Here is a 26,584-nt window from a genome sequence, read left to right on the forward strand (position 1 = left end):
GACGTCGATCATCACCACGTCGTCCGCGCCCACCTCGCTCCAGTGCAGGCCGCGCGGGTTGATGAGGTAGCGGGCCGGTTCGCCCGGCAGCATCACGCTGAAGTGGTTGCAGACGCCTTCGCCCAGGCCATGGTGGGCGGCGGCGCGCAGGGCGAGGGCCAGGTCCTCGCGCAGGCGGCGGACGGCGGGGCTGTGGAAGTCGGTGGAGGCGTCGTGGGTCATGGGGCGTGAGGGCGGACGGGCGCCGCGTTTGCGGCGGAGCGGGCGATTGTGGCCCGCTCCATCCCGCGCGGCTGCCTCCCTCAGCGATGCGCCAGCACCGGTGCACCCACCGGCTGCGACGGTGCCGCCACCATGCCCGCCGCCATGTCCACGCCTCGGTGCTCGCGGCTGAACAGGATCAGCCCCGCGATCACCACCGCCACCGTGCCGGCCACCACCGCCATGGCGAAGCCGTAGTCGTTGCCGTGGGCGGTGGCGATGCCTGCCTGCATCGTCGCGTTGACCGAGGCCAGCAGGTTGCCCAGCTGGTAGACCAGGCCCGGGAAGGTGGCGCGCAGCTCGGGCGGCGAGATTTCGTTCAGGTGCACCGGGATCACGCCCCAGGCCCCCTGCACCGCGATCTGCATCAGGAAGGCCCCGGCCGCCAGGCCGGCGGCGGTGTGCGAATAGGCCCAGAGTGGGATGACCGGCAGCGCGAACAGCGCGGCGCCGAAGATGGCCCAGCGCCGGCCGATGCGCTCCGACAGCGTGCCGCAGGCCAGCCCGCCGACGATGGCGCCAATGTTCAGCACCACCGTGACCCAGGCCACCGTGTGCGCGTCGAAGCCATGCTGCACGCGCAGGAAGGTGGGGTACAGGTCCTGCGTGCCGTGCGAGAAGAAGTTGAAGGCGGTCATCAGCACGATGGCATAGACGGCCAGCTTCCACTGCTGCCGCAGGCCCGCCCACAGGCTGGGCCGCGGCTGCGTGGCCATCCGCTTCCAGGCCGGCGACTCGGGCACGTGCGAACGCACATAGACCACCAGGAGCGCCGGTGCGATGCCGACGAAGAACATGCCGCGCCAGCCGATGTGCTCGTACAGCAGGCCGAACACCAGCGACGCGAGCAGGAAGCCCGTCGGGTAGCCCGCCTGCAACAGCCCCGAGACGAAGCCGCGGGCACGCGCCGGGACCGTTTCCATGGTCAGCGCCGAGCCCACGCCCCACTCGCCGCCCATGGCGATGCCGAACAGCGCGCGCAGCACGATCAGCGTCGCCAGGTTGGGCGAGAAGCCCGACAGCAGCTCCAGCACCGCGTAGCAGAGGATGTTGATCATCATCGTCGGGCGGCGGCCATAGCGGTCGGCCAGGCGGCCGAAGATCAGCGCGCCCACCGGGCGCATCGCCAGGGTCAGCGTGATGGCCAGCGCCACCGACTCGATGGGCGTGTGGAAGGCCGATGCGATGTCCTTCAGGATGAAGACCATCAGGAAGAAATCGAAGGCGTCCAGCGTCCAGCCGAGGTAGCTGGCGGCGGTCACGTGGATCTGCTCGCGGGTCCAGGTCATGGCTCGTTCTCCTTGGGTTGTGTGCAAGCGTTGCGCCTGGCACCCAGGAGGACGAACCGCCGGTGTCGGTGTGCAGCGTGGACCCACTCTAGGCCGATGCCGCGGGCGATGCCAGTCGGACGCGGCCGTCTGGCGGGCCGCTTAAGCCTGGCCTAAGGATGCGCGCCGGTCGGGCCCGCTTGCCCGCGAAGGTCTCTGTTCAGTGGCCGCGGCGGCCGGATGCGCCGGCGGTCACGCAGGCCGGCGCCGCAGCACCGCCACGTGAACCGGCGTGCGGACGACGAAGCCCAGGCCTTCGTAGAGGGCGATGGCGGCGGTGTTGGTGGTCCACGCATGCAGGAAGGGCAGGTCGCCGCGCCGCTGGATGTCGGCGGCGACGGCGGCCGACAGCCGGCGCGCCAGGCCCTGGCCACGGAAGTCCGGATGCGTGCAGACGGCACTGATCTCCACGTGCCCGGGGAAGCGCATGCGTTCCCCCGCCATCGCGGCCAGGCGGCCTTCGATGCGCACGCCGATGAAGCGGCCCATGGTGTGCGTGCGCGAGAAGAAGGGGCCGGGCTCGGTCAGCCGCGCCAGGGCCAGCATCTCGGCGGCATCGGCATCGCCCAGCACCACCACATCGTCGTCGGGCGGCAGGGGCCGCGTGGCCACCATCTGCACGCCGCTGGCCGCCTTCACCACCTCCAGGTCGGCCGCGACGGCGATGGGCGGCACCTGCAGCAGGTACACGCTGTCGCCGCCGGGCGCGAGCAGGCCGGCCAGGGCCGCCAGGCTCTCGGGGCTTTCGTCGGCAGTTGCGGCGAAGCCGTGGATGTCGGGCCGGAAGCGCCAGGCGAGCGCGGCGCCGCGTTGGCCCACGCGCCAGTGGGCCTGGTGCTGCAGGGTGGCCCAGACCGGCCGGTCGAGTGCGGACATGTTCAGCCCTCCTGCACGCGCTGCAGCAGCGGCGCGCTGGCCAGCGCATCCTCGAGTGCCGCGAGTTGGGACAGCAGGTCGCCGCGGGTGCGGGCGCAGGCCTGGGCGACCGCCGCTTCGATGGCGGGCCAGGCGTCGCGCCGGGCGCGCTGCACCAGGCCGCGGCCCTTGCGGCTGAGCGCCACGCGCCGGACGCGGCGGTCCTCCTCGCCGGGGGCGGATTGCACCAGGCCGTCGTCTTCCAGCCCCTTGAGCGAACGGGTCACCACGGGCTGGCTCACGCCCACCGCCTGGCTCAGTTCGCCCACGCTCAGGGCGCCCAGCCGGTCCAGCGCCGCGAGCAGCGGGAAGTGGGCGGCCGGCTGGTCGAAGCCGTGGCTGGCCAGCACGGCCTGCGTCTGCGCCTGCAACAGCTCGCCGGTGCGCTTCAGGCGCGTGCCGAGCGTGAGATGGCCCAGTTCCTTGACGACGTCCTCGATCATGTCGACCCCATGGCAGCGTAGTTGCATATCATGCTATGCAAATGCCTCGGCAGCGTCAACGCGGCGCCAAAGAAAAAGCGGCCCGCAGGCCGCTTTGCCGAAGCAGGGGCGGCGCGAGCCGGCACACCTGCCAAGATTCGTGTTCAGTAGCGCTTGCCGCCGCCGGAGTAGCCACCGCCGCCACCGCCCGAGTAGCCGCCACCGCCACCGCCGCCACGACGGCGGTTGCCGCCACCGCCGCCGCCATTGCCGCCGCCGCCCCCGCCGCCATTGCGGCGGCCGCGGCCGAAGGTGGCCTCCACGCTGGTGCGCAGCGGATCGGGCTGGCCTGCCGGGCCACCATAGGCTTCGGCGCGGCGATGTGCCACCACGTCCGCATGCGAGGGGCTGGTGGTGTTGCCGTAGTGCTTGGGCTGGCGCTCCGGCCGGTCCTCGTACAGGGCATGCGCCGGCGCGTTGCCGCCGCCGTGGCCGCCCGCGCCGCCATGGTGGCGCTTGGGGCCGTTCTGGCGCGGGGGGCGCTGGCCACCGCCGCCGTTGCCGCCGCCGGACGGGCCGCCGGCGCGCGGCTGTTGCTGCTGGCCGCGGCCGCCCTGACCCTGCGGCGCACCGCCGGCCTTCTTCTGGCCGCCGCGCTCGCCCTGGCCCGCCTTGTTGTCGCGGATGCGGGTCATCATTTCCTGGCGTGCGGCACGGGCCGCGGCGGCCATGACGTCACGGCTCGGCGGCTTGCCGGCGCCGCCCCACAGGGTCTGGCGGCCCATGGCGATGGGCTCGGCGATCTCGCCTTCGTCGGGACCGAAGCCTTCCAGCGTCTGGGTGGGGATCTGCTGCTTGGTGAAGCGCTCGATCTCCTGCATGAAGCCTTCCTCGTCCAGGCAGACCAGGCTCACGGCCTGGCCTTCCTTGCCCGCGCGGCCGGTGCGGCCGATGCGGTGGACGTAGTCCTCGGGCACGTTGGGGATCTCGTAGTTCACCACGTGCGGCAGGTCGTCGATGTCGATGCCGCGCGCGGCGATGTCGGTGGCCACCAGGGCGCGGATCTCGCCGCTCTTGAAGCCGGCCAGCGCCTGCGTGCGGGCGCTCTGGCTCTTGTTGCCGTGCAGCGCCATGGCGGTGATGCCGTTCTTTTCCAGGAATTCGGCCACGTGGTTGGCGCCGAACTTGGTGCGCGTGAACACCAGCACCTGGCTCCAGTCGTGCTGCTGGATGATGTGGGCCAGCAGCTGCTTCTTCTTGGCGCGGCCCACCGGATGGACCACCTGCGTGATGCGCTGCACCGTGGTGTTGCGCGGCGTGACCTGGATGCTCTGCGGATTGCGCAGCAGGCCGTTGGCCAGCTCGCGGATCTCGTCGCTGAAGGTGGCCGAGAACAGCAGGCTCTGCTTGTCCTTGGGCACCAGCGCCAGCACCTTCTTCACGTCGTGGATGAAGCCCATGTCCAGCATGCGGTCGGCTTCGTCCAGCACGAGGATTTCCACGGTGGACAGGTCCAGGTGGCCCTGCTGCTGCAGGTCCAGCAGGCGGCCGGGCGTGGCCACCAGGATGTCCACGCCGCGCTTGATGCGGTCGATCTGCGGGTTCATGCCCACGCCGCCGAAGATGACGGTGGAAGTCAGCGGCAGGTACTTGCCGTAGGTGCGCACGGATTCCTCGACCTGGGCGGCGAGCTCGCGCGTGGGGGTCAGCACCAGGGCGGCAATGCCGTCCTTGCCGAACTTGTTGGTCTTGCCCTGGCCCTTGGACAGCTTGTCCAGCAGCGGCAGGGTGAAGGCGGCGGTCTTGCCGGTGCCGGTCTGCGCGCCGGCGAGGAGGTCATGGCCCTCGAGGACGGCCGGGATGGCCTGGGCCTGGATGGGGGTGGGGGTTTCGTAGCCTTGCTCGCGCACGGCCTTGAGGATGGCCGGGGCCAGCTTCAGTTCGTCGAAGTTCATTCAGTGTTAACGGGCGCCATGCACGGCGCGGTGTTCTTCTGGTGTCCACCCGCCGCGATGGCGCTGCTTGGGCGCGAACCGGGCCAGTCGAGGTGGAAAGGGATGGAAGGCGGGAGCCTGGAAGGATGCGGATCCGTCGTCCCCGGCGAAGAGCCGTGTTGCGGGTGACTGTGCCCGGCAACGTCCCGATTGTGGCACGACTTGCATGGCCTCGCGGGGCGCTTTGCGCTTGCCGAGGGATAATCGACGCTTTTCGCGCTCGCCCGGCACCCGGGCCCCACGCACATTCGAGCGCGCTCCCCCCATCAGCACCGACAAGAAGCCATGGCCCAGTACGTCTACACCATGAACCATGTCTCCAAGACCGTGCCGCCCAAGCGGCAGATCTTGAAGGACATCTCCCTTTCGTTCTTTCCCGGCGCCAAGATCGGCGTGCTCGGCCTCAACGGCTCGGGCAAGTCCTCGCTGCTGAAGATCATGGCCGGCGTGGACAAGGAGATCGAGGGCGAGGCCCTGCCGATGCCCGGCCTGTCCATCGGCTACCTGGAGCAGGAACCCAAGCTCAACCCCGAGCACACCGTGCGCGAGGCCATCGAAGAGGCCATGAGCGAGGTCAACAACGCCAAGAAGCGCCTCGAAGAGATCTACGCCGCCTACGCCGAGCCCGACGCCGACTTCGACGCCCTGGCCGCCGAGCAGGGCGAGCTGGAGGCCGTGATCGCCGCCGCAGGCACGGACAGCGAGCACCAGATCGAGATTGCCGCCGACGCGCTGCGCCTGCCGCCGTGGGATGCCAAGGTCGGCATGCTCTCCGGTGGCGAGAAGCGCCGCGTGGCCCTGTGCCAGCTGCTGCTGTCCAAGCCCGACATGCTGCTGCTGGACGAACCCACCAACCACCTGGACGCCGAATCGGTCGAGTGGCTGGAAATCTTCCTGCAGCGCTTCACCGGCACCGTGGTGGCCATCACCCACGACCGCTACTTCCTCGACAACGCCGCCGAGTGGATTCTGGAACTGGACCGCGGTCGCGGCATTCCCTACAAGGGCAACTATTCCGAATGGCTGCTGCAGAAGCAGACCCGCCTGGAGGCCGAGCAGAAGGGCGAAGAGGCCCGCGCCAAGGCCCTCAAGAAGGAGCTGGAATGGGTGCGCCAGAACGCCAAGGGCCGCCAGGCCAAGAGCAAGGCCCGCATCCAGCGCTTCGAGGAACTGAGCGACTACGAATACCAGCGCCGCAACGAGACGCAGGAAATCTTCATTCCCGTGGCCGACCGCCTGGGCAGCCAGGTCATCGAGTTCAAGAACGTCAGCAAGAGCTTCGGCGACCGGGTGCTGATCGACGACCTGAGCTTCAACGTGCCGGCCGGCGCCATCGTCGGCATCATCGGCCCGAACGGTGCGGGTAAATCGACGCTGTTCAAGCTGATCGCCGGCCGCGAGCAGCCCGACAGCGGCGAGGTGGTGATCGGCCAGACCGTCAAGATGGCCTTCGTGGACCAGTCGCGCGACGCGCTGGCCAACGAGGCCACCGTATGGGAAGACATCTCGGGCGGCCTGGACATCATCAACGTCGGCAAGTTCCAGATGGCCAGCCGCGCCTATGCCGGCCGCTTCAACTTCAACGGCCAGGACCAGCAGAAGAAGGTCGGCAACTTGTCGGGCGGCGAACGCGGTCGCCTGCACCTGGCCAAGACGCTGATCCAGGGCGGCAACGTGCTGCTGCTGGACGAGCCGTCGAACGACCTGGACGTGGAAACCCTGCGCGCCCTGGAAGACGCCCTGCTGGAATACGCCGGCACCGTGCTGGTCATCAGCCACGACCGCTGGTTCCTGGACCGCATCGCCACCCACATCCTGGCCGCCGAAGGCGACAGCCAGTGGGTGTTCTTCGACGGCAACTACCAGGAGTACGAGGCCGACAAGAAGAAGCGCCTGGGCGAAGAGGGCGCGGCGCCGAAGCGGGTGCGCTTCAAGGCGCTCAAGTAAGCGCACGGCACCGGGCGGCTTCGGGGCCGCCCGGGTGCGCCGGCATCGCTGCCACCAGGCTCCAGGGCCCGTGCCGCCGGCAGGCGTCGCGGGCCTTTTGCCGTGCGTCCCGGACGCGCGGACGCCGCGCAGAGGGGCGGCGGCCCGGTGGATCGCGGGAATTGAACCGTAAAACACGGTGAACTCGCCGATATAGTCCGAGCCCGGCGCGCCATACTCGGCGCCAGATTCCGGACCATGCCCATGCCCACCATCGAACAATTCATCGACAGCTTCCAGACCGCCGTGGACTTCCAGGAGCCCGTCGACGTGACCCCCGAGACCGAACTGCGCAGCCTGCCCGAATGGGACTCGCTGGCCGCCCTGGGCGTGATCGTGATGTTCGACGTGGAATACGGCAAGACCATCACCGGCGACGACCTGAAGAACTGCGTGACCATCGCCGACCTGTACAAGCTGCTCGGCTGACCATGGGCCTGTCCACGCTTCACCACGTGCGGCTGGCCGGCGTGGCCAGCTGCGTGCCGCGGCGGGTGCTGTCCAACCTGGAGGACTGCCCGCCCTCGATGCGCTCCGAGCGCGAGCGGCTGGTGCGCAACATCGGCATCCAGACGCGGCGCATCTGCCCCGACTGGCAGTGCTTCTCGGATCTGGCCTTCGAGGCCACGCAGAAGCTGCTCGACGCCCTGGACTGGAAGCGCGAGGAAGTGGACGCGCTGATCGTGGTGACCCAGTCGCCCGACTACCTGATTCCCGCCACGGCCATCATCCTGCAGGACCGCCTGGGCCTGTCGCACGCCACCATCGCCTACGACGTCAACCTGGGCTGCTCCGGCTACCCCTTCGGCCTGCACATGCTCGGCAGCATGATCGCCGCCGGCGCCGTCCGGAAGGGCCTGGTGCTGGTCGGCGACAAGTCGGCCAAGGTGGTCGATCCGCTCTTCTCCGACGCCGGCACCGCGACGGCGCTGGAGTTCTCGGCCGATGCGCCGCCAATGCATTTCGACCTCAACAGCGACGGCAGCGGCTACCGGGCCATCATGCTGCCCGCCGGCGGCCACCGCGAGCCCTACGGCGTGGAGCACCTCATTCCGACGCGCGACGAGCACGGCATGCTGCGCACGCCGGCGGACCTGATCCTCGACGGCCCCGCGGTGCTGAGCTTCTCGACCCAGCGCGTGCCGCCGGCCGTGGAGCGGCTGCTGGACTACGCCCAGGCCGACAAGGCGGGCGTGGACCATTTCGTCTTCCACCAGGCCAACCGGATGATCAACGAGACCATCCGCAAGAAGCTCGGCCTGCCGGCCGAGAAGGTGCCGTCCACGCTGCACGACCTGGGCAACACGAGCGGCGCCTCGCTGCCGGTGACCATGACCGCGCGCCTGCACGACCAGCTCGACGGCGGCCGCGCGCGCATGCTGCTCAGCGGCTTCGGCATCGGCCTGTCGTGGGGCTCCGTGCTGCTCGAGGTGGACGGCGCGCGCTTCATTCCGATGATCGAGGCATGAGCGCCGGCGCGGCCGATCCCTTCTCGCTCGCGGGCAAGCGCATCCTCGTCACGGGCGCGTCGTCGGGCATCGGCCGGCAGACGGCCATCGCCTGCGCGCAGCAGGGCGCCCAGGTGGTCTTCACCGGCCGCGACGCGGCGCGGCTGGCAGCCACGGCCGACGTGCTGGCGGGCGAGGGCCACGTCCAATGCGTGGCCGACCTGACGGTGCCCGAACAGCTCACGGCGCTGGCCGAGCAGTGCGGCGCCATCGACGGCGTGGTGCATGCGGCCGGCATCTCCCGCCTGGTACCGCTGCGCATGCTCAAGCAGGCCCATCTGGACGAGATGTTCGGCCACAACGTGTATGCGCCGATGCTGCTGACCCGCGAGCTGCTGGCGCGCCGGAGGCTGCAGCCCAAGGGCTCGATCGTTTTCGTCTCGGCGGTGGCCTCGCATGTCGGCCCGCTGGCCAGCAGCGCCTATTCGGCCAGCAAGGCCGCCTTGCTCGGCTGCATGCGTTCGTTGGGCCTGGAAGTGGCCAAGCAGGGCATCCGCGTCAACTGCATCGCGCCGGGCTATGTGCGCACGCCCATGCTCGACGGCCTGGCCACCGGCGGCCTGAACACCGACGACTATGCGGCGCTCGCGCCCCTGGGCATGGGCGAGCCGCAGGACGTAGCGCTCGCTGCCGTGTTCTACCTGGCCGACGCCAGCCGATGGATCACGCGCAACTACTTCGTCATCGACGGCGGGCTCACCGTGCCCATGGACATCTACGCATGACGGATCCGTTCTCGCTGCAGGGCAAGCGCATCCTGGTGACCGGTGCCTCCTCCGGCCTCGGCCGGCAGATCGCCATCTCGTGCGCGGCCCGGGGCGCCACGCTCATGCTGACGGGCCGCGATGCGACGCGCCTGGGCCAGACCTTCGACGCCCTTGCCGGCGCCGGCCATCAGAGCCTGGTGGCCGAGCAGACCCGCGCCGAGGAGCGCGAGGCGCTGGTACGCGCCGGCCCGGCGCTCGACGGCGTGGTGCACTGCGCCGGCCGCCAGATGCTTTCGCCCGTGCGCCTGCTCAGCGAGAAGCTGATGACGCAGATGTACGAGGTCAACTTTCTGGCGCCCGTCATGCTGACCCAGCAACTGCTGCAGCAGCGCAAGCTGCAGGCCCGCGCATCGGTGGTCTTCATGCTGTCCACCTCGGCGCACATCGGCACGCCGGCGGTCGGTCCCTACTCGGCGATGAAGTCGGCGTTGCTGGGCTTCATCCGCTGCATGGCCATGGAGCAGGGCAGGCACGGCATGCGGGTGAACGGCATCTCGCCCTCGGTCGTGCCCACGCCCATGTGGGGCGAGCACGACCAGACCGAACCGCTGCAGGCCCAGCGTGCCCGTCATCCGCTCGGCCTGGGTACGCCTGAGGACGTGGCCAACGCCGCCATCTACCTGCTGTCCGACGCCAGCCGCTGGGTCACGGGCACGAGCCTGGTGATGGATGGCGGCGTGGTGCTGTAAGCCTTCATCGACCCGCGGCCCACCCTCTACCCATGCGCTCCCGCATGCATCCCAGGTACTACCTGGACGACGCCATCTTCGAGCGCGAACAGCGCAAGATCTTCCGCAAGCTCTGGGTCTTCGCCGGCCTGAAGACGCTGCTGATGCGCCACCACGGCTTCATCACCCGCAAGATCGCGGGCGTCCCGGTGGTCATCCAGAACTTCAACGGCCGGCTCAAGGCCTTCGAGAACGTCTGCCTGCACCGCAGCGCCCTGATCCAGACCGAACCGGTGGGCTGCCGGCCGCTGGTGTGCGGCTACCACGCCTGGCGCTACGGCGAGGAGGGCGAGGTCGCGCACATGCCCGATGCGGACACCATCTACCGCCTGGAGCCCGAAGAGAAGTGCGGCCTGCGCCTGCGGCAGTTCGCGCTGCGCGAAGTGGGCAACCTGCTGTTCGTCAACCTCGATGCACAGCCGCTGCCCTTCGAGGAACAGTTCTCGCCCGAATTCATTGCCTCGCTGGAAAGCAGCTCGCTGGCCTACGACACCGAAGTCATGGTCACGACCTGGCGCGGCCAGTACAACTGGAAGCTGGCGTACGAGAACCTGCGCGACGGCAACCATCCGCGCTTCGTGCATCCGAAGACGCTGGCGAAGATCGTCGACTTCCGGCCGACGGTGGATGTGGCGCAGGGCACCGAAAGCACGCAGGCGCTGCCCGACACGTCCACCGATGCGGTGCGCCGGGAACTGCGCCGCTTCAGCTACGGCGGCTACGACACCGCCATCGACCGCATGCAGCGCTTCGGCTGGCACGACCTGGTCGAGCGCTGGGGAGACGAGGACGCGTACTTCAACTGGCTGGCCTATCCCAACCTGCACATCGCCAGCCCCAATGGTGGCCATTCCTTCACCATCGAGCACCACATGCCCGTGTCGCCCGGCGTGACGGACATGGAGGTCTACCGCTTCACCGCGCGCAAGAAGCAGCCCTTCGCCTTTTCCAATGCCGTGCTGCTGGCGGAGATGCACGGCAGCAAGGTGGTGACCGGCGAAGACGTCGCGATCATGGCGCAGGTGCAGGCGGGCCTGCATGCCGAGGCGCCCGTGCCGACCCAGGGGGCGTACGAGAGCATGAACCGGCTGGTGGAGCGCTGGTACTGCACCCTTATGGACACAACCTCGTCCGTCTGAGCACGGACATTGGCCAACCGACGCATGAAAGACTATTCACTCAAGAGCGGCGAGCGCTACTCGACGCTCGACACGGACCTCATCGGTGGCGATCACCTCTGGCGCTACCGCTACGCCGCTTCCCGGGCCAAGGCCCTGGGGACGCGGCCCTTCGGCGCGGACGTCTTCTGCGGCTCCGGCTATGGCTCGAAGATCCTGGCGGAAGGCACGGACGGCTTCGTTCTCGGCATCGATGGTTCGACGGAAGCCATCCAGAACGCGAACGACAAGGTGCTGCACCCGGGCATCCTCTACGCCGCCAAGACCTTTCCCTTCGACCTGCCCGAGCAGGCCTTCGACTACGTGGCGAGCATGGAGTCGTTGGAACACGTCAAGTCCTTCGACGCCTTCTTCCATGTGCTGGCCAAGTCGGTCCGGCGGGGCGGTCGCCTGTTCATCTCCGCGCCCGACGAGTCGGTGATGCCCTACACCGGCTACATCTGGCACCACAAGCATTTCGTGATTGGAGAGCTGCGTGCCATGGCGGCGCGCTGCGGCTTGCGGGAAGTCCTGGCCGTTTCCACCAACTGCCATGTGCTAAAGGACGGGAAGACGGCGCTGTTCTATCCCTACCAGCTGGACAGCGAGCGGTCGCTGCCGGTGGGCGAGGGCGACACCCTGTTCTGCGAATTCGAGAAGCTGTGACGCCATGAAGATCTACACGGCAGGCTGGGCGCTGGAGAACCCCGCCTTCAATGTTTTCAAGCGCTTCCTGCAGCGCAATGCCTCGCGTATCGAGGTCGGCGGCATCCTCTACCCCAAGCGCGTGCCCCCGAGCATCGAAGGGATCCCCGTGATCGAGTTTGCCGATGGGCGCACCCGCTTCGACGGGCCGCTGGTGGACTGCATGCATCGGGACAACAGCAGCCTGCGCGACGTCTTCGCGCGATGGTGCGAGGCGGAAGGCGTGCCGCTCATCTCGGCCCCGCAGCTCGTGAGTCGCCTCATTGCCGAGGACACCGGCGACACCTGGTGCCTGCCGTTCGAGGCGGTCTCAGGCGCCGACATTCGCGCACTGGCCGCCAAGCCGCTCCCGGGAATGATCGAGGGAAGGTTTGCCGATATCCGGTCCTGGCATCTGGCCCAGAAACTCCACGACATCCTGGCGTCGTCCCACTGGGACCGGCTGCTGGACTTCGACCAGGACGACACCCTGGACGCGGCCTTGCTGCGCACGGTCCAGGAACTCTGGACCACCCTGGCGCCGGCCCGCTGCCGGATTCTGGGCCCGGCCGCGCAGTTCCTGGACGTCCTGCTCGGGCTGATGCGGCACGGCCTCGATGTCTGCGACGTCGTCATAACCCAGTCGCAATGGCGCGCGCTGGGGCCGCGCGGCAGCTTCTACGTCTGCTGTTTCGGCGAGCGGCTCGTCGTGATCGACGACGAAGCGGCGCAGCCGCCCGCGCCCGGTGAATGGCATCTGAGCGATTCGCTCGACGCGCTGCTGTCGCGCACTGGGGTGGCCATGCCGTCCGGGCCCGTGGTCGTGCGCCTGCGCGGGTCGCTGGTCGACTACCACCGCATGGCGAGCCACTGGGCGGGCAAGGACTTCCGCGTGAGCCTGGTACAGCCGGACATCGTCACCGACCACCTCATCGCCACCGTGCTGTGCTGATGCGATGAGTGGCGCTGTCAAGTGGGCCGTGGGCGCGGGCGCCCAGCTGGAGCGGGCTTTCCATGGATGGGCCGGCGTGGCGGCGGGCGGACCGGTCGTCCGTGTGCCGATCCGGCAGGGGGCGGGCTACGAATTCGACTTCGCCGACGTCGATGCGCTCGATTCGGCTGCCGGCAGTGCCTTCGCGGCATTCGACGAGCGCTTCGGCAATTTCAAGCGGCTCGAGTTGATGGCGGCGTTGCTGGAAAGAGGCTTCAAGCTTCCGCCTTTCATCAGCCCGCAGGCCTGGGTGGAGCCCGAGGTGCGGGTCGAAACCAATGCCTTTGTGGGGGCCGGGGCGAGCGTCGGCCATGGCAGCCGCATCGGCTACAACAGCGCGCTGCTGCCGGGCGTCCGGCTGGGCTGTGGCGTGGTGCTCGGGCCCTCGTGCTGGCTCGAGCCGGGTGTCGTCGTCGGCGATGGTGCACGCATCGGGGCGCATTGCACGCTGCGCAGTGGCGTCATCGTCGCGCCAGGGGTTCGCGTGGGGCGCAGCTGCGAGCTGGGCTGGCCGCAGCGCTATGGGCAGGACGTCGCAGCCAAGACCATCTTCGATTGCCGCTACGACGCGCCGATCTTCACCTACGAGGGCTGACGGGTCGGCCCCCGGCCTGGGCGCGCTGACCGTGGTCAGGCGCCGTCGTAGATCCGCACCGGCAGGGGAAACAGCGGATCGATGAAGGTCCCGTCCGCCAGCGATTCGGCATAGGTGCCGGGCACATCGACCACGCAGTGCCGGCCGATGCGCAGGTCCGCGGCCAGGCGGACATCGGCGCCGATCAGCGCATGCGGCCCGACCTGCGTGCGGGCGCCCACGCTGGCCCCGGCACCCACCCAGCCGTGCGATCCCAGTTGTGCCCCCGCATCCAGCCGCACGCCGTCGCTCACGATGGTGTTGTGGCCGATGCGCACGCCGCGGGCCAGCAGCGCGCCGGCGCCAATCCAGCAGTTCTCGCCGATGCGAGCGTCGGGCGCGACGATGGCCGAGGGATGGCGCACGCTGGCCGCGCGGAAGCCGCGCAGGCGGGCCGTGGCATACACGTCCAGCCGCGCATGGTTGATGGCCTGGCTGTCCAGTGCGGCGAAGAAGGCCGTGCGGGTGGGGTCGACGCTGGCCAGCAGCGCCGCCGTCTGCGCGCCCGCATCATCGGTGGCGGTCAGCCGAAGCGTGTGCAGCAGGCGGCCTTCACCGACCAGCGGCCAGTGCGCCTCGATGGCGTCGAAGAGCTGGCCGACGCCGATCAGGGCCACGGCGGTGCTTGCGTTGGCGTTCACGCCGGGGCCTCCATCAGCCGGCGGTACACCAGGGCCACGCGGCGCAGCTGCACCTCGTAGGCGCCGTGGCGTGCGACCGGCCCGTCGGCATGCAGGCCGCGCTGCATGGCTTCCAGAATCGCGCGGTCCTCGTCCAGCACTTGCTTCTCGCTCCTGAGGTGGTCCCGCAGGATGGCCGGCAGCGCGGGGATGCGCTGCGTGGCGCGCGCGGTGCACAGCGTGAAGTGCACGTCGGTGCGGTCCGGCGCCACGGGGTCGAACTGCTGCACCAGGAAGACGTAGCCGCCCACCGAGATGAAGTTGACGTTCGGATAGAGGAAGTGGTTGTAGTAGACGTCCGCGTCGCCGAAGCGCGCCACCTGCGCATGCCAGGGCCAGGGCTGGATCTGCAGCGGCGTCTCGCTGGCATAGCTCAGCTCGCGCAGGTGCGCCGCCGTGACCGGCGGCTCGTCGGCCGGCACCCGCGGATCGTTGGCGGCGCCCTTGGCCATCAGCGGCCGGAAGCTGCGCGGATGCACGAAAGGCACGTGGTTGAAGTCGAGCACGTTCTCGAAGTTGAGCTTCCAGTTGTACGCCGAGGGCATGCGGGCATGGATGGCCTGCGTGCCGAAGTGGCCGCTGATCGCGGCCAGCGAGGCGCGCAGTTCGTCGCTGAACTGCTCCTCGATGGGCAGCGGTGCCGGGTCGAGGTTGACGAACACCAGGTTGCCGATGCATTCGACGGCGAACTCGTCCAGGCACAGCCGTTCGCGTTCGGCCGCGGGATAGTGGTAGAGCCGGTCTTCGCCGGGAATGCTGCGCACGCGGCCCTCGGCATCGAAGCGCCAGCCGTGGTAGCCGCAGACCAGCGTGCGGCTGCCGTAGGCCTCGGTCTGCAGCGGCGCCTGGCGGTGCGGGCACTGGTTGCGGAAGGCCTTGATCCGGCCTTCGAGGTTCTGCACCAGCACCGGCACGCCGCCGATGGTGCGGGTCAGGAAGCTGTCGGGCTCGGCCAGCAGCGTGCGCAGGCCGGCGAAGATCCACAGCCGGCGGAAGATGCGCGCCTGCTCCAGGGTAAAGACGGCCGGGTCGATGTAGTCGCGCTGGGGCAGGCCCGGATACATGGTGGGCACTAGCGGAAGCTGAAGCGCTTGGCCGGGTTGCCGAACACGGTGGTGCCCGGCGCCACGTTGCCGATCACCACGCTGCCGGCACCGATCGTCGCGCCATCGCCCACCTTCACGTCGGGCAGGATGGTGGCGTGCGGATGGATGGTGACGTTCTCGCCGATCTGCGCGCCGCCGCCGATGAACACGAAGCTGCCGATGGTGGTGTACGAGCCCACGTGCACGTCGTAGCCGACGATGGTGTTGGCCAGCACGATCACGAAGCTGCCCAGCTGCGCGTCGGCGCCGATCGAAACATGGTGCTCGAAGAGGCAGCCAACGCCCATGCCGACCCGGTCGCTGCGGTGCAGCTTGGGCATCAGGTTCATGAAGTCGGCGCCCTGCGCCAGCAGCGGCTCGGCGTAGCGGCGGCGCTGCGCCGGATCGCCCAGCGCGCACACCAGGATCTGGTGGGGCTCCCAGCGGAAGCTCGCGGGATCTCCCACGATCGGCAGGTCGGCCACCCGCGGCAGGCCGGGCCGGTTGTCGAGGAAGCCGCGCACCACCCATTCGGTGCCGTGCGCGGAGTCCGAGCGGGCGACGGAAGCCATGTTCCGGCCGAAGCCGCCGGCGTTGATGATGTAGACGTCTTTCATGGAGGCGAAGAAGCGATCAGCGCAGCGCGTCGGCGCAGGCCTGGATCAGCCGCTGCTGCTGCGCCGCGGTCATGCCGAGGAAGAAGGGCAGGCCCAGCACCGTCTGCGCCAGCTCTCGCGCGCGGGGCACGGCCAGCGGCTCGCACACCGGCTGCAGCGCGGGCATGTCGTGCAGCAGCGGCTGGTACCAGCGGCGGGTGACGATGCGCGCGGCGGCGCAGGCCTGTTCGAGCCGGTCGCGCGCCGCGCCGTCGCGCACGCGCAGGCACAGCGAGGTGGGCGCCAGCCGGTCGCCGCCGCCGCTGGCGGCCTGCCAGGCGACGGTACCGCCGGTGGCGTCGTCGATGCCGTGCATCAGCGCGGCCTGCAGGGCCTGGCGTTCGCGGGCATGCGCGTCCCACACGTCCAGCGAGGCCAGGGCCACGGCGGCGTGGAACTCGCTCATCTTGGCGTTGGTGCCGGCGGTGGCCAGGGCGCCGGGCGGCAGCGCCGCCTGCGGATCGAGGTTGATGCCGAAGTTGGAACGCTGGCGCACCTCGGCCGCCAGGCCCGGCCGGCTGGACACCACCAGTCCGCCTTCGCCGGCGGGCAGGCTCTTGGTGGTGTGCAGGCTGAACACGAAGGTGCCCTGGCCGTCCGCCAGCCACTGGCGGCCGAAGGCGGCCGCGGCATCGATGACCACCGGCAGGCCGGTGCGGCGCTCGAAGTCCAGCCAGGCCGCCGTGTCGTGCGGCATGCCGAAGGTGGCGACGGTGAGCACGGCCTGCACGGGCGTGGCCTGGATGGCCTGCTGCGCGATCTCGGGCGTCAGTTGCCAGCGGGCCGCATCGACGTCAGCCAGCACCGGCGTCAGGCCGGCGCTGACCACCGCGGTGGCGGTGGCGGCGAAGGTGAAGGTGGGCACCAGCACGCGGGCGCCGGCCGGCAGCCGCAGGGCGCGCAGCACCAGTTCCAGGCCCTGGGTGGCGTTGGCCACCGTGGCCACGCCCTCGCCGCCGATGCCGAAGCGCTCGGCCATGGCGGCCTCCAGCGTGCGCACCAGGGGGCCGAAGTTGGAGTAGTGCCGCGCCTCGTGCATGCGCGTGAGGTAGGGCATGAGCCGCGCCGGCGGCGGCATGTCGGGCACGAGCAGGGGCACCCACGGCAGCTCGGCGGTCGGCTCGGCCGGGCGTGCGGCGGCAGGCCGGCCGGCGGCAGCGCTTTCCGTCAGCGCGGATGCTGCCAGGAACGAGGAGGAAGCCGCGCCGGCATCGCCGCCGGTGCGGGCATCGTTCTGCTGAGCGGCCAGGCGGACCTTCATGCCGGCTGCGCGGCGTCGGTCGGTGCTGCGATCGCGCAGCGGGCGGCGTCGGACAGGTCGAGCCATCGCGGGGTTCCCTCCAGCCAGTTGAGCCACATCAATCGGAAGGCCTGCTCCAGCTCGCGGGTGCGGGCGGCATAGTCCATGAGCGGGCCGGCGAGCATGCGCGCGCGGGCCTCCTGCCTGAAGCGCAGCAGCCCATCGGGATCGTCCAGGCGGCGCAGCACGGCGGCCAGGTAGCCGTCCTCGTCGGTGGCCACGTCCTCGTGCAGGCCCAGGCCCTGCAGGGTGCGGGCGCTGCCGGCATCGACGCCGCGCTCGCCGTCCATGGCGATGACCGGCAGGCCCATCCACAGGGCATGCAGCGTGGTGGTGCCGCCGGAGATGGGGGCGGTGTCCAGGGCCAGGTCGGCGACGTGGCCCAGCTCCATGAACTGCTCCAGCGGCTGCTGGTGCATGACGAAGGTGCGCTCCAGCGGCAGGCCGGCGGCCTCCACGCGGGCCTGCATGGCGGCCTGGGCGGCCTCGGGCGTGCGCTCCTTGACCATGACGATCAATTGCGCCGCGGGCCGCGCGGCCAGGATGCGGGCCCACAGCGCCAGCATGGCGTCGGTGATCTTGGCGGAGTTGTTCAGCGAGATGAGGGTGGGATGGCCCTTGCGCAGCATCGGCGGCGCCTCGCACAGGGGTGCGTAGGGCGGGGGCGTGTAGCTGGCCATGCAGGGCACGCGGAAGAGCCGTTCGCTGTAGAAGGCCTCGTGGCCGGGCGGGGCGATGGCGGCATCGACGATGCGGTAGTCCATGGCCTTCATGCCCAGGGGGTGCATGAAGCCGAGCCAGGTGACCTGCACGGGGGCGGCGCGGCGGGCGAAGACGAGCAGGCGGTTGTCCTCGGTGTGGCCGGAGAGGTCCACCAGCACGTCGATGCCGTGCGAGCGGATCAGGGCCGTGAGCGCCGCGTCGTCCAGGCCGCGCACGTCGTGCCAGTGCGGCACGTGCCGCTGCATGGCGGCGGTGACGTCGTCGGGCTGGCAGACCGAGTAGACGTGGACCTCCACCTGGGCCGGGTCGTGGTGCTCGAACACCGGCGCCATGAAGAAGGCCACCGAATGGCTGCACAGGTCGCCCGACACGTAGCCCAGCCTGAGCCGCCGGTCCGGCCGCCGGTCGCGCACCACCAGCGGCGCGGCAGCGCGCGTGAGCGGGTCGGCGAAGCGCCGGCCCCAGTCGCGGTACACCGACAGGGTGTGCGCGGGATCGCTGCCGGCCTGGCTGTGCATGAAGCCGCGCAGCTGCCACATCGCGCCGATCGCATGGTGGCGGCACACCGTGTCGATGAGTTCCAGCGCGCGCGGCTGCTGGCCGACGTTGAAGAGGGCGAAGGCCAGGCCGTTCTGGGCCCATTCGCCGGCGGGGTCGAGCGTGAGCGAGGTCTCGAAGGCCTCGACCGCGTTCGTCCAGTTCTGCAATTGCACGAAGGTGTAGCCCAGGTGCATCCAGGCCTGGGCGGAGCGCGGGTCGTCGCCGATGGCCTGCGCGAACAGCCGCATGGCGGTGTCCAGGTCGCGGGCCTTGAAGGCCTGGCGGCCCCGGGCGAGGGCGGAATCGATGGACGATGCCGCCGCCTCCGGCTGGAGGAGGCTCGCGGGGCGGGGCAGGGCAACGGACATCGTCGGCAGCGTTTCGGGTGTCAGGTGATGGCGAAGGCCAGGGTGCGCAGCAGGGAGCGGTTGATCTCCTCCGCGCCCATGTCGAAGCGGGCGCGGGTGGCGCGCACCACGGCCGGGTTGTCCTGGCCCAGGGCCTGGGCCACCTGCAGCACGCTGGCATAGGCGCCGCTGCCGCGCAGGATGGCCTCGACCACGCGGTCGGGCAGCGACACGCGGCTGACCGACACGCGCATGGGTTCGTCCATCACCAGGTCGAGCTGGGCGAACAGGCCGCACAGGTAGACCTCGCGGCGCAGCTCTTCCTCCACGCCGGCTTCCATGAGCTGCGAGGTGAGGTGGGCACGCAGCACCATCGTGGTGTTGGCGGGCAGCAGGTTGCGGTCGTCGCTGGTGTGGGGCAGCTGCTCGGCCAGCCAGGTGTCGAGCGTGCGGTAGCCCAGCATCATCACGCCGTGGCGCAGCGAACTGATGCGCCGGCGCAGGCCCAGGCCGGCGGAGTTGAGATGCAGGAGCAGGCGGTAGGCCAGCGCCGGCTCCTGGCCGAACTGCAGTTCCAGCTCGTCCAGCGTCTGTTCGGATTCCAGCGCCTGCATGGTGCGCACCACGGCGCGGCGGGTGGGCGGCAGGGGCTGACCCTTGTTGCGGTGGAGCACGTCCTCGATGGGCCAGCCGGCCACGGCCCAGGCCGAGCGCTGGTCCAGCGCATGCTCGACCAGCGCCATGCTGGCGGCGCCGACGACGATCTGGTCAGGTTCGATGGGGCTGGCGGCCAGCTGCGCCTGCGCGGCGATGCGCTGGCCGGGCTGGCGCGGGTCGATCTCGCGGGCGCGCAGCACGGCCTGCAGGGCGGCGGCGGCATCGTCCACCTGCAGCTCCATGGTGCGCGGCGAGCTGCGGCCGGGAAAGTCGGGCCGGCGGCGGCCGGGGCCGCTGGCCGCGATGAGCACGGCGCCGCGTTCGCGCGCGGCCTGCGCGCTCTCGCGCAGTTCGTGCGGGTCGAGCCAGTCGACCGGCACCTCGATCATGGGCGACTCGCCGTCCGCATGCTCGAGCATGCCGGCCAGCAGGCGCGGCGAGCGCGGCGCCACCAGCAGCGTGGGCGACTCGGCCGTCCACATCTCGGTGAGCGTGCGCAGCAGGTGGCCGCCGTCGGCCTGCTCGCCGTCTTCGTAGGCGAGCAGCCGGATGCCGGCAAGCTCGCGCCTGCGGTTCCACAGGAGTTGGTAGCAGAGGGTCAGGCTGCCGAGGACGGATTGGGCCACGATGCAAGGGCAGGGCGCCGGACGGCCCTGGCCGGGGAAGTTGAAGAGGGACGGCGGCCCGCAGCGGGCGCGGCAGGCCGGGCGTCCATGGTATCGGCTCGGCAGGCCGCTGCGCAGCCCCTTTTGCAGCGGGTGCTCATGCAGCAACAACGGCCGTGGCCGTGTCCAGGTCGAGCCGGCGCGGCGATCCCTCCAGCCAGTTGAGCCACATCGATCGGAAGGCCTGCTCCAGCTCGCGGGTGCGGGCGGCGTAGTCCATGAGCGGGCCGGCGAGCATGCGTGCGCGGGCCTCCTGCCTGAAGCGCAGCAGCCCGTCGGGATCGTCCAGGCGGCGCAGCGCGGCGGCGACGTAGCCGTCCTCGTCGGTGGCCACGTCCTCGTGCAGGCCCAGGCCCTGCAGCGTGCGGGCGGTGCAGGCATCGACACCGCGCTCGCCGTCCATGGCGATGACCGGCAGGCCCATCCACAGGGCATGCAAGGTGGTGGTGCCGCCGGAAATCGGTGCCGTGTCCAGCGCCAGGTCGGCGACGTGGCCCAGCTCCATGAACTGCTCCAGCGGTTGCTGGTGCATGACGAAGGTGCGCTCCAGCGGCAGGCCGGCGGCCTCCACGCGGGCCTGCATGGCGGCCTGGGCGGCCTCGGGCGTGCGCTCCTTGACCATGACGATGAGCTGCGCCTCGGGCCGCGCGGCCAGGATGCGGGCCCACAGCGCCAGCATGGCGTCGGTGATCTTGGCGGAGTTGTTCAGGGAGATGAGGGTGGGGTGGCCCTTGCGCAGCATCGGCGGCGCTTGGCACAGGGGTGCGTAGGGCGGGGGCGTGTAGCTGGCCATGCAGGGCACGCGGAAGAGCCGTTCGCTGTAGAAGGCCTCGTGGCCGGGCGGGGCGATGGCGGCATCGACGATGCGGTAGTCCATGGCCTTCATGCCCAGGGGATGCATGAAGCCGAGCCAGGTGACCTGCACGGGCGCGGCGCGGCGGGCGAAGACGAGCAGGCGGTTGTCCTCGGTGTGGCCGGAGAGGTCGACCAGCACGTCGATGCCGTGGGAGCGGATCAGGGCGGTGAGCGCCTCGTCGTCCAGGCCGCGCACGTCGTGCCAGTGCGGCACGTCGGTCTTGAGCGCTTCGGTGTATTCGTCCTGCGGACCGACCGAATAGGCATGCACCTCCACCTGCGACGCGTCGTGGTGCCCGAACACCGGCGCCATGAAGAAGGCGATGGAATGCCGCCGCAGGTCGCCCGACACGTAGCCCACCCGGAGCCGCCGGTCCGGCCGCCGGTCGCGCACCACCAGCGGCGCCGCCGCACGGGTGAGCGGGTCGGCGAAGCGCGCGCCCCAGTCCCGGTAGACCGCCAGCGCGCGCTGCGCATCGTTGCCCGCATGGCTGTGCATGTAGGCCCGCATCTGCCACATCGCCGAATCGTGGGTGCGCGCGCACACTGCGTCGATCAGCGCCAGCGCCTCGTCGCGCCGGCCGCTGTTGTAGTGGGCGAAGGCCAGCCCGTGCTGGCCCCAGGCATGGCCGGGCTGCAGGGCCAGCGTGGTCTCCAGGCACATCGCGGCATTGGCCCAGTTCTCCAGCCGCAGGAAGGTGCGGCCCATGTGCAGCCAGGCGTCCACGTGCTTCGGGTCATGCCCGATGGCCACGGAGAAATGCTGCAGCGCCGCCTGCAGCCGGTGCGCGTCCACCTCGGCCAGCGCACGGTCGACCGCCTCGCGGGCCCGTTCGAAGGCCTCGCGGGCGGTGGGTGCGGCGGCTTCGGCGATGGCAGCGGTGGCGGACATGCGGCGGCTCAGCCGAGGTAGTTGAACAGCGACAGCTTCTGGATCTGGGCATAGGTGCCCAGCGCCGCTGAATAGAGCGTGTTCTGGCTGGAGATGTCCGACAGCACCTTGGCCGGGTCCACCTCCTCGGCGTTGGCGCGCACCTTGTCCAGCTGGTCGCTGGTGGTGGTCAGGCGCGAGCCGATGGTGTCGGCGCGGTTGAGCAGCTGGCCCGCCTGGCTGCGGGCGGCGGAGATGGCGTCCATGCTCGCGTCCACCTGCGCCAGGCCGAGCGACACGTTGTGGCCCGCTTTGCCGTTGTCGGCGCTGGCCACGCCGGCGATGGCCTGGTCGAGCACCGAGAACACGCTGGCACGGGTGGACGGCGTCACCGACAGCTTGTCGCCGTTGGTGGGCGTGCCGACCGGCGTGAAGGACAGGCCGTCGAAGCTCATCGTCTGGCCGCTCTTGTAGGCCGCGCCGCTGACCACCGCGCTGCCCGAGGTGGTGTCCACGATGTCGTAGGTGGCGCTGCCGTCCCCGGCCACGGCGAAGCGCACTTCGTAGTTGTGGCCGGTGACGGCGCCCGGGTCGATCACCTTGCCGGTGTCGGTGCGCACGCCCGTGCTGGTGCCCGTCTGCGCGACCTGGAACACGCCGTTGCCGGTGGGCACGTCCATCCAGGTGGCGAAGCCGTCGAGCCCGCCGGGCACACTGGTGTCGGTGGCCGAGGCCTGGCCCGTCATGCCCTGGTAGATGACGTTGCCGGCCACGTCCGAGAAGGGCCGCGAGGCGCTGCCCAGGCCGCCGAACAGGGGAATGCCGTCGGAATTGGTGGCGTTGGCATAGGACAGCAGCTGGTCGCGCAGCGCCGCCATCTGCGTCGCGATGGACTTGCGGTCGGTCGGCGTGATGGAGCCGCCGCCCGCCTGCACCAGCAGCGTGCGGAAGGACTGCAGGGCCGTCATGGCGTCGCCCAGCGTCGATTCCGCCGAGGTCATCGAGGTGGTCTGCGACTCCAGCGCCCGCTGCTGGGCGTCGAGCCGCGCCATGCGGGTGGTGGCGCGTTCGGCCTGGGCAGCGCCCAGCGGATCGTCGCTCAGGCTGTTGATCTTCTTGCCCGTGCTCATCTGCTGCTGCAGCCGCGCGATCTGCGCCTGCCGGTCCGCCAGCAGTTGGATGGACGTCTCGCGCAGGTTGGGCGTCGAAATCCGTTCTATCGTCATCTCAGTTCTCCACGGCGCTGCATGCCGCCCGCTTCGCATGAAACCGGCGCAGCGACGACGTTCGAAGGGCCGCGGAGCAGGCCACGCCACGGCACCCGAGGAACTGGCTTTGCCAGGCCTCCGGGTGCGCCCCCCTCCAAGCCGAAGGCGCCAGAGAGGGGGGAGTCGCGAAGCGGCATGGGGGGTGTTTCACTTCAAATTGCTCAGAAGCGCGTCGAAGATGTTCTGCGAGATCTGGATCACCCGCGCCGCCGCCTGGTAGGCCTGCTGGTAGCCCAGCAGCTTGGCAGCCTCCTCGTCCAGGTTCACGCCCGAGCTGTTGGCTCGCGAGGTCTCGGCGCTGGTGGCGATGGCCGAGGACACCTTGGCCGAATACTTGGCGCTCTCGGCGCGCACGCCCACGCGGGCCAGCAGGCCGGCGTAGCCGTCGGACAGCGGCGAGCCGTCGATCACCTTCTCGTCCGCCAGGCCCTGCATGGCCTTCGCGTTGCCGGCGTTGAGCGCCGTCATCGAGGCCGAGGCCGCCTCCACCTTCACCGTGTCGCCCGGCTTGGGCAGGCCGGTCAGCGTCAGCGACCAGCCGTTGAACTTGAGCGGCTCGCCCACGTTGTACGGCTGGTTGCTCAGGTTGCCGGTGCCCGGGCCGGTGATGTTGTAGGTGCCGTCCGCGTTGAAGGTGAGCGTGGCCGTGGCGGTGAGGTTGGCGTCCTGCGCATAGGCGTACACGCCCGACACCGACAGGCTGCCCTGGTTGTCCGAGCCGGTGCTGGCCTGCACCGGGCTGGCCGCCGCCACCGCGCTGGCCGAGCCCAGTCCCACCGACACCAGGCCGGCGGCATCGTCGAAGGGGGCGATGCGGTAGACGTCGCCCGGCGCGCCGGCGCCCGACTTGAGGTTGAACGTCAGCCCGTCCAGCTGCGCCGGCATGGTGGCGAAGGACGTGACCGCGTTGTCCGACATGCGCCGCACCTGGTAGCTGCCGTCGGACTGGACGGTCACCGCATAGGCGCTGGCGATCAGCGACGACACGTCCGACACGGCGCTGCCGATCACCGCGTTGCCGGTGTTGCCGCTGGCCGGGATCGAATCCGGCATCGGGATGGTGCCGAAGAGCTTGTTGCCCGTCTCGCCGTTCAGGCCCACGCCCAGCGAATGCTGGGTGTTCACCGTCGAGGTGAGCACCACCGCCAGGCGGCCGAGCTGGTTGCGGGTGTCGGGCAGGTCTTCGTTCAGAAAGCGCAGCTGGCCGGCCACGGCGCCCCCGCCCAGCGTGTCGGCGTCCAGCCGGGCGGTGACCGCGCCGCGCGAGATGTTGAGCGTGGTGGTGCCGTTGGCCGTGGTGCCCACCGCCACGTTGGCGGTGACGCTGCCCAGCACCAGCGCCTGGTTGCCGACGAACACCGACAGGCTGCCGTCGTCGGCCTCGATGGTGGCGGTCTGCACCTGGCCGTTGAGCTGGCCGATCAGCCGGTCGCGCTCGTCCAGCAGGTCGTTGGGCGGCTGGCCGGCACCTTTGGCGCGCTGGATCTGCGAATTGATCTTGCCGATGGACTCGGCCAGCTGGTTGATGGTGTTGACGGCCGTGCCCAGCTGCTCCACCGTGGCCTTGGCGCTTTCGTTGAGCTGCTGCTGCGTGCTGGTGAAGCGCGAGGCCAGCGCGCCGGCCTGCGTCAGCACCACGGTGCGCGCCGACAGGTCGGTGGGCGCGCGCGAGACGTCGGTGAAGGCGTTGAGCAGCGAGTTCATCGCCGAGCCCAGGCCGCTGGCCCCCGTCTGGAACAGCGGCTCGATGGAGGTGAACTGGTTGGCCCGCGCCTGGTCCGCCGCCGACACGGCCGAGGCCTGGTTGGCCTGCCGCGTCAGGTAGCCGTTGTAGGCGCGGTCGATGGCGACCACGCGCACGCCGTTGCCCAGGTAGCCGCCGTCCGACGGCGTGCCGATGGCCTGCTGCTGCACCACCGACTGGCGCGAGTACGACACGCTGCCCGCATTGGCGACGTTGTTGCCGGTGGTGGTGAGCGCGGCCTGGTTGGCCAGCAGGGCGCTCAGACCGGTGTTGAGAAGGCCGCTCATGTGCTTTGCAGGCGCTGCTGGGCGGCCAGGGTGGCGTCGATGGCGCGGCCGAGCTTGCGGGCATAGGCCGGGTCGGTGGCATAGCCGGCCTTCTGCAGGTGCGCGGCGTAGGCGTGGGACGAATGGGTGCTGGCGCGGGCCTGCGCATAGCGCGGGTTCTCGCCGATCAGCCGTGCGTAGTCGCGGAAGGACTCCTCGTAGGAGTCGTAGGCGCGGAACTTGGCCTTGACCTTGCGCGCCTCGCCGTTGATGTACTCGGTGGTCGTCACCGTGGCCACCTTGCCCGTCCAGCCGGCCGTGGCCTTGATGCCGAACAGGTTGTGCGCGCTGCTGCCGTCGGCATTGCGGATCTCGCGGCGGCCCCAGCCGGTCTCGTGGCCGGCCTGGCCCATCATGAAGGCGGCCGGAATGCCGGAATCCTGCGCCACGCGCTCGGCCGCGTCCTGGTGGCGGGCCACGAAGTCGCTCTGGCTGGCGGTGGCCGGCGCGCGGGCCTTGCCGATGCCGCCCATGCCGGCCAGCGAGATGGTGGAGGGCGCCTGCTGGCCCTGGATCTGCTGCGACAGCTGGCGGGCGATGGCGTCCGACAGGCCGCCGGGGCGGCCGGACATCTGCACCGCCAGCTGCTGGTCGAGCAGGTCGGTGCCCAGCTTCTCGCCGTCGCTGTCGAGCAGGCCCGACTTGGTGGAGGCCTCGCGCATGCTCTTGATGAGCTCGCGCATGAAGAGCGATTCGAACTGCTTGGCGGCCTCGCGCACCGCCTTGGGGTCGCTGCTGTTGGCGTACTTCAGCGCGTCCAGCGAGCGCGCATCCGCGGCCAGGCCGTTCGAGGTGGAGACGCCGAGGCTCATCGCGATGCCGCCTTCAGATGACTTCGAGCTCGGCGTTCAGCGCGCCGGAGGCCTTGATGGCCTGCAGGATGGCCAGCATGTCCTGCGGCGTGGCGCCCAGCGCGTTGAGCGCGCGCACCACGTCCGCCAGCTTGGGCGAGGCCGGCACCTGGTACAGGATGCCCGGCTCCTGCTTGATCTGGATCGAGGCCTGCTCGCCCACCACCGTCTGGCCGCCCGACAGCGGCGCCGGCTGGCTCACCACCGGCTGCGAACTGATGGTGACCGACAGGTTGCCGTGGGCGATGGCGCAGGGGTTGAGCGTCACGGCCTCGTTGAGCACGATGGAGCCGGTGCGCGCGTTGATCACCACCTTGGCGGCCGGTGCCGCCTGTTCCAGCGTGATCTCCTCGAGCTGGGCGATGAAGCTCACGCGGGCGTCGGCGTCGCCGGGAGCGCGCACCTGCACCGTGCGGCCGTCCATGGCGCGCGCCATGCCGCTGCCCATGCGGCGGTTGATGGCGTCGGCCACGCGGCTGGCGGTCTGGAAGTCGGCCGCGTTCAGGCCCAGGTTGATGCTGTTGCCGTCGAGCAGTGGCGTGGGCACGGCCCGTTCCACCTGCGCGCCCTCGGGCACGCGGCCCGCGCTCAGGTGGTTGATCTGCACCTTGCTGCCGGCCGCCGCGGCGCCGGCGCCGCCC

The 26,584-nt window shown here is 70.3% G+C and carries 25 protein-coding genes; 9 read left to right on the forward strand and 16 right to left on the reverse strand.

The window, feature by feature from the left end; translation table 11 throughout:
• From NS331_RS09140 to NS331_RS09160, 5 genes are all read right to left on the reverse strand, one after another.
• A partial coding sequence (locus tag NS331_RS09140) for a class II aldolase/adducin family protein (RefSeq protein WP_193758066.1) occupies positions 1-222 on the reverse strand: 222 nt, incomplete at its 3' end.
• 80 nt (positions 223-302) lie between these two features.
• On the reverse strand, positions 303-1,550 hold the full coding sequence (locus NS331_RS09145) for an MFS transporter (protein WP_058641698.1): 1,248 nt from the start codon (positions 1,548-1,550) through the stop codon (positions 303-305).
• 231 nt (positions 1,551-1,781) lie between these two features.
• Entirely contained in the window at positions 1,782-2,465 is a 684-nt protein-coding gene (locus NS331_RS09150; protein WP_082702353.1) for a GNAT family N-acetyltransferase, read from the reverse strand.
• 2 nt (positions 2,466-2,467) lie between these two features.
• Entirely contained in the window at positions 2,468-2,947 is a 480-nt protein-coding gene (locus NS331_RS09155; protein ID WP_058641700.1) for a MarR family winged helix-turn-helix transcriptional regulator, read from the reverse strand.
• Positions 2,948-3,090: 143 nt separating this feature from the next.
• The gene (locus NS331_RS09160; protein WP_058641701.1) at positions 3,091-4,881 is read right to left on the reverse strand and encodes a DEAD/DEAH box helicase; all 1,791 of its coding nucleotides are present in this window, start codon (positions 4,879-4,881) and stop codon (positions 3,091-3,093) included.
• Positions 4,882-5,205: 324 nt separating this feature from the next.
• On the opposite strand from NS331_RS09160, the gene ettA reads away from it, so the two are divergent.
• The 9 genes from ettA to NS331_RS09205 all read left to right on the forward strand — a co-directional run bounded on the left by ettA (position 5,206) and on the right by NS331_RS09205 (position 13,336).
• Positions 5,206-6,867 (forward strand): energy-dependent translational throttle protein EttA, encoded by a 1,662-nt coding sequence (ettA, locus tag NS331_RS09165; protein WP_058641702.1) that lies wholly within the window; start codon positions 5,206-5,208, stop codon positions 6,865-6,867.
• A 243-nt stretch (positions 6,868-7,110) separates the two neighbouring features.
• On the forward strand, positions 7,111-7,335 hold the full coding sequence (locus NS331_RS09170) for an acyl carrier protein (RefSeq protein WP_058641703.1): 225 nt from the start codon (positions 7,111-7,113) through the stop codon (positions 7,333-7,335).
• Between the two features lie 2 nt (positions 7,336-7,337).
• Positions 7,338-8,375: a ketoacyl-ACP synthase III gene (locus tag NS331_RS09175; RefSeq protein ID WP_058641704.1), complete on the forward strand. Its 1,038-nt coding sequence runs from the start codon at positions 7,338-7,340 to the stop codon at positions 8,373-8,375.
• Complete coding sequence (locus NS331_RS09180) at positions 8,372-9,139, forward strand: SDR family NAD(P)-dependent oxidoreductase (RefSeq protein ID WP_058641705.1); 768 nt, start codon at positions 8,372-8,374, stop codon at positions 9,137-9,139. Before NS331_RS09175 ends, NS331_RS09180 begins: the two co-directional genes overlap by 4 nt.
• On the forward strand, positions 9,136-9,870 hold the full coding sequence (locus NS331_RS09185; protein ID WP_058641706.1) for an SDR family NAD(P)-dependent oxidoreductase: 735 nt from the start codon (positions 9,136-9,138) through the stop codon (positions 9,868-9,870). The genes NS331_RS09180 and NS331_RS09185 overlap by 4 nt, the downstream gene beginning before the upstream one ends.
• A 32-nt stretch (positions 9,871-9,902) precedes the next feature.
• Positions 9,903-11,048 carry an aromatic ring-hydroxylating oxygenase subunit alpha gene (locus NS331_RS09190; protein ID WP_058641707.1) on the forward strand — a complete coding sequence of 382 codons (1,146 nt, stop codon included), beginning with the start codon at positions 9,903-9,905 and terminating at the stop codon, positions 11,046-11,048.
• Between the two features lie 24 nt (positions 11,049-11,072).
• A complete protein-coding gene (locus NS331_RS09195) occupies positions 11,073-11,732 on the forward strand; it encodes a class I SAM-dependent methyltransferase (protein WP_058641708.1) in 660 nt (219 codons plus the stop codon).
• A gap of 4 nt (positions 11,733-11,736) precedes the next feature.
• Complete coding sequence (locus NS331_RS09200) at positions 11,737-12,702, forward strand: hypothetical protein (protein WP_058641709.1); 966 nt, start codon at positions 11,737-11,739, stop codon at positions 12,700-12,702.
• A 4-nt stretch (positions 12,703-12,706) separates the two neighbouring features.
• Positions 12,707-13,336 (forward strand): LbetaH domain-containing protein, encoded by a 630-nt coding sequence (locus NS331_RS09205; RefSeq protein WP_058641710.1) that lies wholly within the window; start codon positions 12,707-12,709, stop codon positions 13,334-13,336.
• Positions 13,337-13,371: 35 nt separating this feature from the next.
• On the opposite strand, the gene NS331_RS09210 is transcribed toward NS331_RS09205, so the two are convergent.
• From NS331_RS09210 to NS331_RS09260, 11 genes are all read right to left on the reverse strand, one after another.
• A complete protein-coding gene (locus NS331_RS09210) occupies positions 13,372-14,016 on the reverse strand; it encodes an LbetaH domain-containing protein (protein WP_058641711.1) in 645 nt (214 codons plus the stop codon).
• Positions 14,013-15,119, reverse strand: a complete 1,107-nt coding sequence (locus NS331_RS09215; protein WP_058641712.1) for an aromatic ring-hydroxylating oxygenase subunit alpha — start codon at positions 15,117-15,119, stop codon at positions 14,013-14,015. Before NS331_RS09215 ends, NS331_RS09210 begins: the two co-directional genes overlap by 4 nt.
• Positions 15,120-15,127: 8 nt before the next feature.
• A complete protein-coding gene (locus tag NS331_RS09220; RefSeq protein ID WP_058641713.1) occupies positions 15,128-15,757 on the reverse strand; it encodes a PglD-related sugar-binding protein in 630 nt (209 codons plus the stop codon).
• Positions 15,758-15,773: 16 nt separating this feature from the next.
• Positions 15,774-17,057, reverse strand: a complete 1,284-nt coding sequence (locus tag NS331_RS09225) for a DegT/DnrJ/EryC1/StrS family aminotransferase (protein ID WP_242873701.1) — start codon at positions 17,055-17,057, stop codon at positions 15,774-15,776.
• Positions 17,054-18,727, reverse strand: coding sequence for an O-linked N-acetylglucosamine transferase, SPINDLY family protein (locus NS331_RS09230; protein WP_058641714.1), 1,674 nt, complete (start codon positions 18,725-18,727; stop codon positions 17,054-17,056). Before NS331_RS09230 ends, NS331_RS09225 begins: the two co-directional genes overlap by 4 nt.
• A 20-nt stretch (positions 18,728-18,747) precedes the next feature.
• On the reverse strand, positions 18,748-19,989 hold the full coding sequence (locus NS331_RS09235; protein ID WP_058641715.1) for an HDOD domain-containing protein: 1,242 nt from the start codon (positions 19,987-19,989) through the stop codon (positions 18,748-18,750).
• Positions 19,990-20,125: 136 nt separating this feature from the next.
• Positions 20,126-21,775, reverse strand: coding sequence for an O-linked N-acetylglucosamine transferase, SPINDLY family protein (locus tag NS331_RS09240; RefSeq protein WP_058641716.1), 1,650 nt, complete (start codon positions 21,773-21,775; stop codon positions 20,126-20,128).
• 8 nt (positions 21,776-21,783) lie between these two features.
• Positions 21,784-22,980 carry a flagellar hook-associated protein FlgL gene (gene flgL / locus NS331_RS09245; protein WP_058641717.1) on the reverse strand — a complete coding sequence of 399 codons (1,197 nt, stop codon included), beginning with the start codon at positions 22,978-22,980 and terminating at the stop codon, positions 21,784-21,786.
• 189 nt (positions 22,981-23,169) lie between these two features.
• Entirely contained in the window at positions 23,170-25,053 is a 1,884-nt protein-coding gene (flgK, locus tag NS331_RS09250) for a flagellar hook-associated protein FlgK (RefSeq protein ID WP_058641718.1), read from the reverse strand.
• On the reverse strand, positions 25,050-25,904 hold the full coding sequence (flgJ, locus tag NS331_RS09255) for a flagellar assembly peptidoglycan hydrolase FlgJ (protein ID WP_058641719.1): 855 nt from the start codon (positions 25,902-25,904) through the stop codon (positions 25,050-25,052). Before flgJ ends, flgK begins: the two co-directional genes overlap by 4 nt.
• Before the next feature lie 13 nt (positions 25,905-25,917).
• Positions 25,918-26,584, reverse strand: a 667-nt coding sequence (locus NS331_RS09260; protein WP_193758067.1) for a flagellar basal body P-ring protein FlgI, incomplete at its 5' end; no start/stop codon positions are given.

This window comes from Pseudacidovorax intermedius (genome assembly GCF_001476815.1).
Taxonomy (GTDB): domain Bacteria; phylum Pseudomonadota; class Gammaproteobacteria; order Burkholderiales; family Burkholderiaceae_C; genus Xenophilus; species Xenophilus intermedius_A.

Coding starts and splice junctions, on each gene's coding strand:
- NS331_RS09190 (WP_058641707.1), top strand. CDS start 9,903: ATGCGCTCCCGCATGCATCCCAGGTACTACCTGGACGACGCCATCTTC.
- NS331_RS09225 (WP_242873701.1), bottom strand. CDS start 17,057: ATGAAGGTCCGCCTGGCCGCTCAGCAGAACGATGCCCGCACCGGCGGC.
- NS331_RS09195 (WP_058641708.1), top strand. CDS start 11,073: ATGAAAGACTATTCACTCAAGAGCGGCGAGCGCTACTCGACGCTCGAC.
- NS331_RS09215 (WP_058641712.1), bottom strand. CDS start 15,119: ATGTATCCGGGCCTGCCCCAGCGCGACTACATCGACCCGGCCGTCTTT.
- NS331_RS09220 (WP_058641713.1), bottom strand. CDS start 15,757: ATGAAAGACGTCTACATCATCAACGCCGGCGGCTTCGGCCGGAACATG.
- flgL (WP_058641717.1), bottom strand. CDS start 22,980: ATGACGATAGAACGGATTTCGACGCCCAACCTGCGCGAGACGTCCATC.
- NS331_RS09200 (WP_058641709.1), top strand. CDS start 11,737: ATGAAGATCTACACGGCAGGCTGGGCGCTGGAGAACCCCGCCTTCAAT.
- flgK (WP_058641718.1), bottom strand. CDS start 25,053: ATGAGCGGCCTTCTCAACACCGGTCTGAGCGCCCTGCTGGCCAACCAG.
- NS331_RS09185 (WP_058641706.1), top strand. CDS start 9,136: ATGACGGATCCGTTCTCGCTGCAGGGCAAGCGCATCCTGGTGACCGGT.
- NS331_RS09145 (WP_058641698.1), bottom strand. CDS start 1,550: ATGACCTGGACCCGCGAGCAGATCCACGTGACCGCCGCCAGCTACCTC.
- NS331_RS09175 (WP_058641704.1), top strand. CDS start 7,338: ATGGGCCTGTCCACGCTTCACCACGTGCGGCTGGCCGGCGTGGCCAGC.
- NS331_RS09180 (WP_058641705.1), top strand. CDS start 8,372: ATGAGCGCCGGCGCGGCCGATCCCTTCTCGCTCGCGGGCAAGCGCATC.
- flgJ (WP_058641719.1), bottom strand. CDS start 25,904: ATGAGCCTCGGCGTCTCCACCTCGAACGGCCTGGCCGCGGATGCGCGC.
- NS331_RS09150 (WP_082702353.1), bottom strand. CDS start 2,465: ATGTCCGCACTCGACCGGCCGGTCTGGGCCACCCTGCAGCACCAGGCC.
- NS331_RS09170 (WP_058641703.1), top strand. CDS start 7,111: ATGCCCACCATCGAACAATTCATCGACAGCTTCCAGACCGCCGTGGAC.
- NS331_RS09155 (WP_058641700.1), bottom strand. CDS start 2,947: ATGATCGAGGACGTCGTCAAGGAACTGGGCCATCTCACGCTCGGCACG.
- NS331_RS09240 (WP_058641716.1), bottom strand. CDS start 21,775: ATGTCCGCCACCGCTGCCATCGCCGAAGCCGCCGCACCCACCGCCCGC.
- ettA (WP_058641702.1), top strand. CDS start 5,206: ATGGCCCAGTACGTCTACACCATGAACCATGTCTCCAAGACCGTGCCG.
- NS331_RS09205 (WP_058641710.1), top strand. CDS start 12,707: ATGAGTGGCGCTGTCAAGTGGGCCGTGGGCGCGGGCGCCCAGCTGGAG.
- NS331_RS09160 (WP_058641701.1), bottom strand. CDS start 4,881: ATGAACTTCGACGAACTGAAGCTGGCCCCGGCCATCCTCAAGGCCGTG.
- NS331_RS09230 (WP_058641714.1), bottom strand. CDS start 18,727: ATGTCCGTTGCCCTGCCCCGCCCCGCGAGCCTCCTCCAGCCGGAGGCG.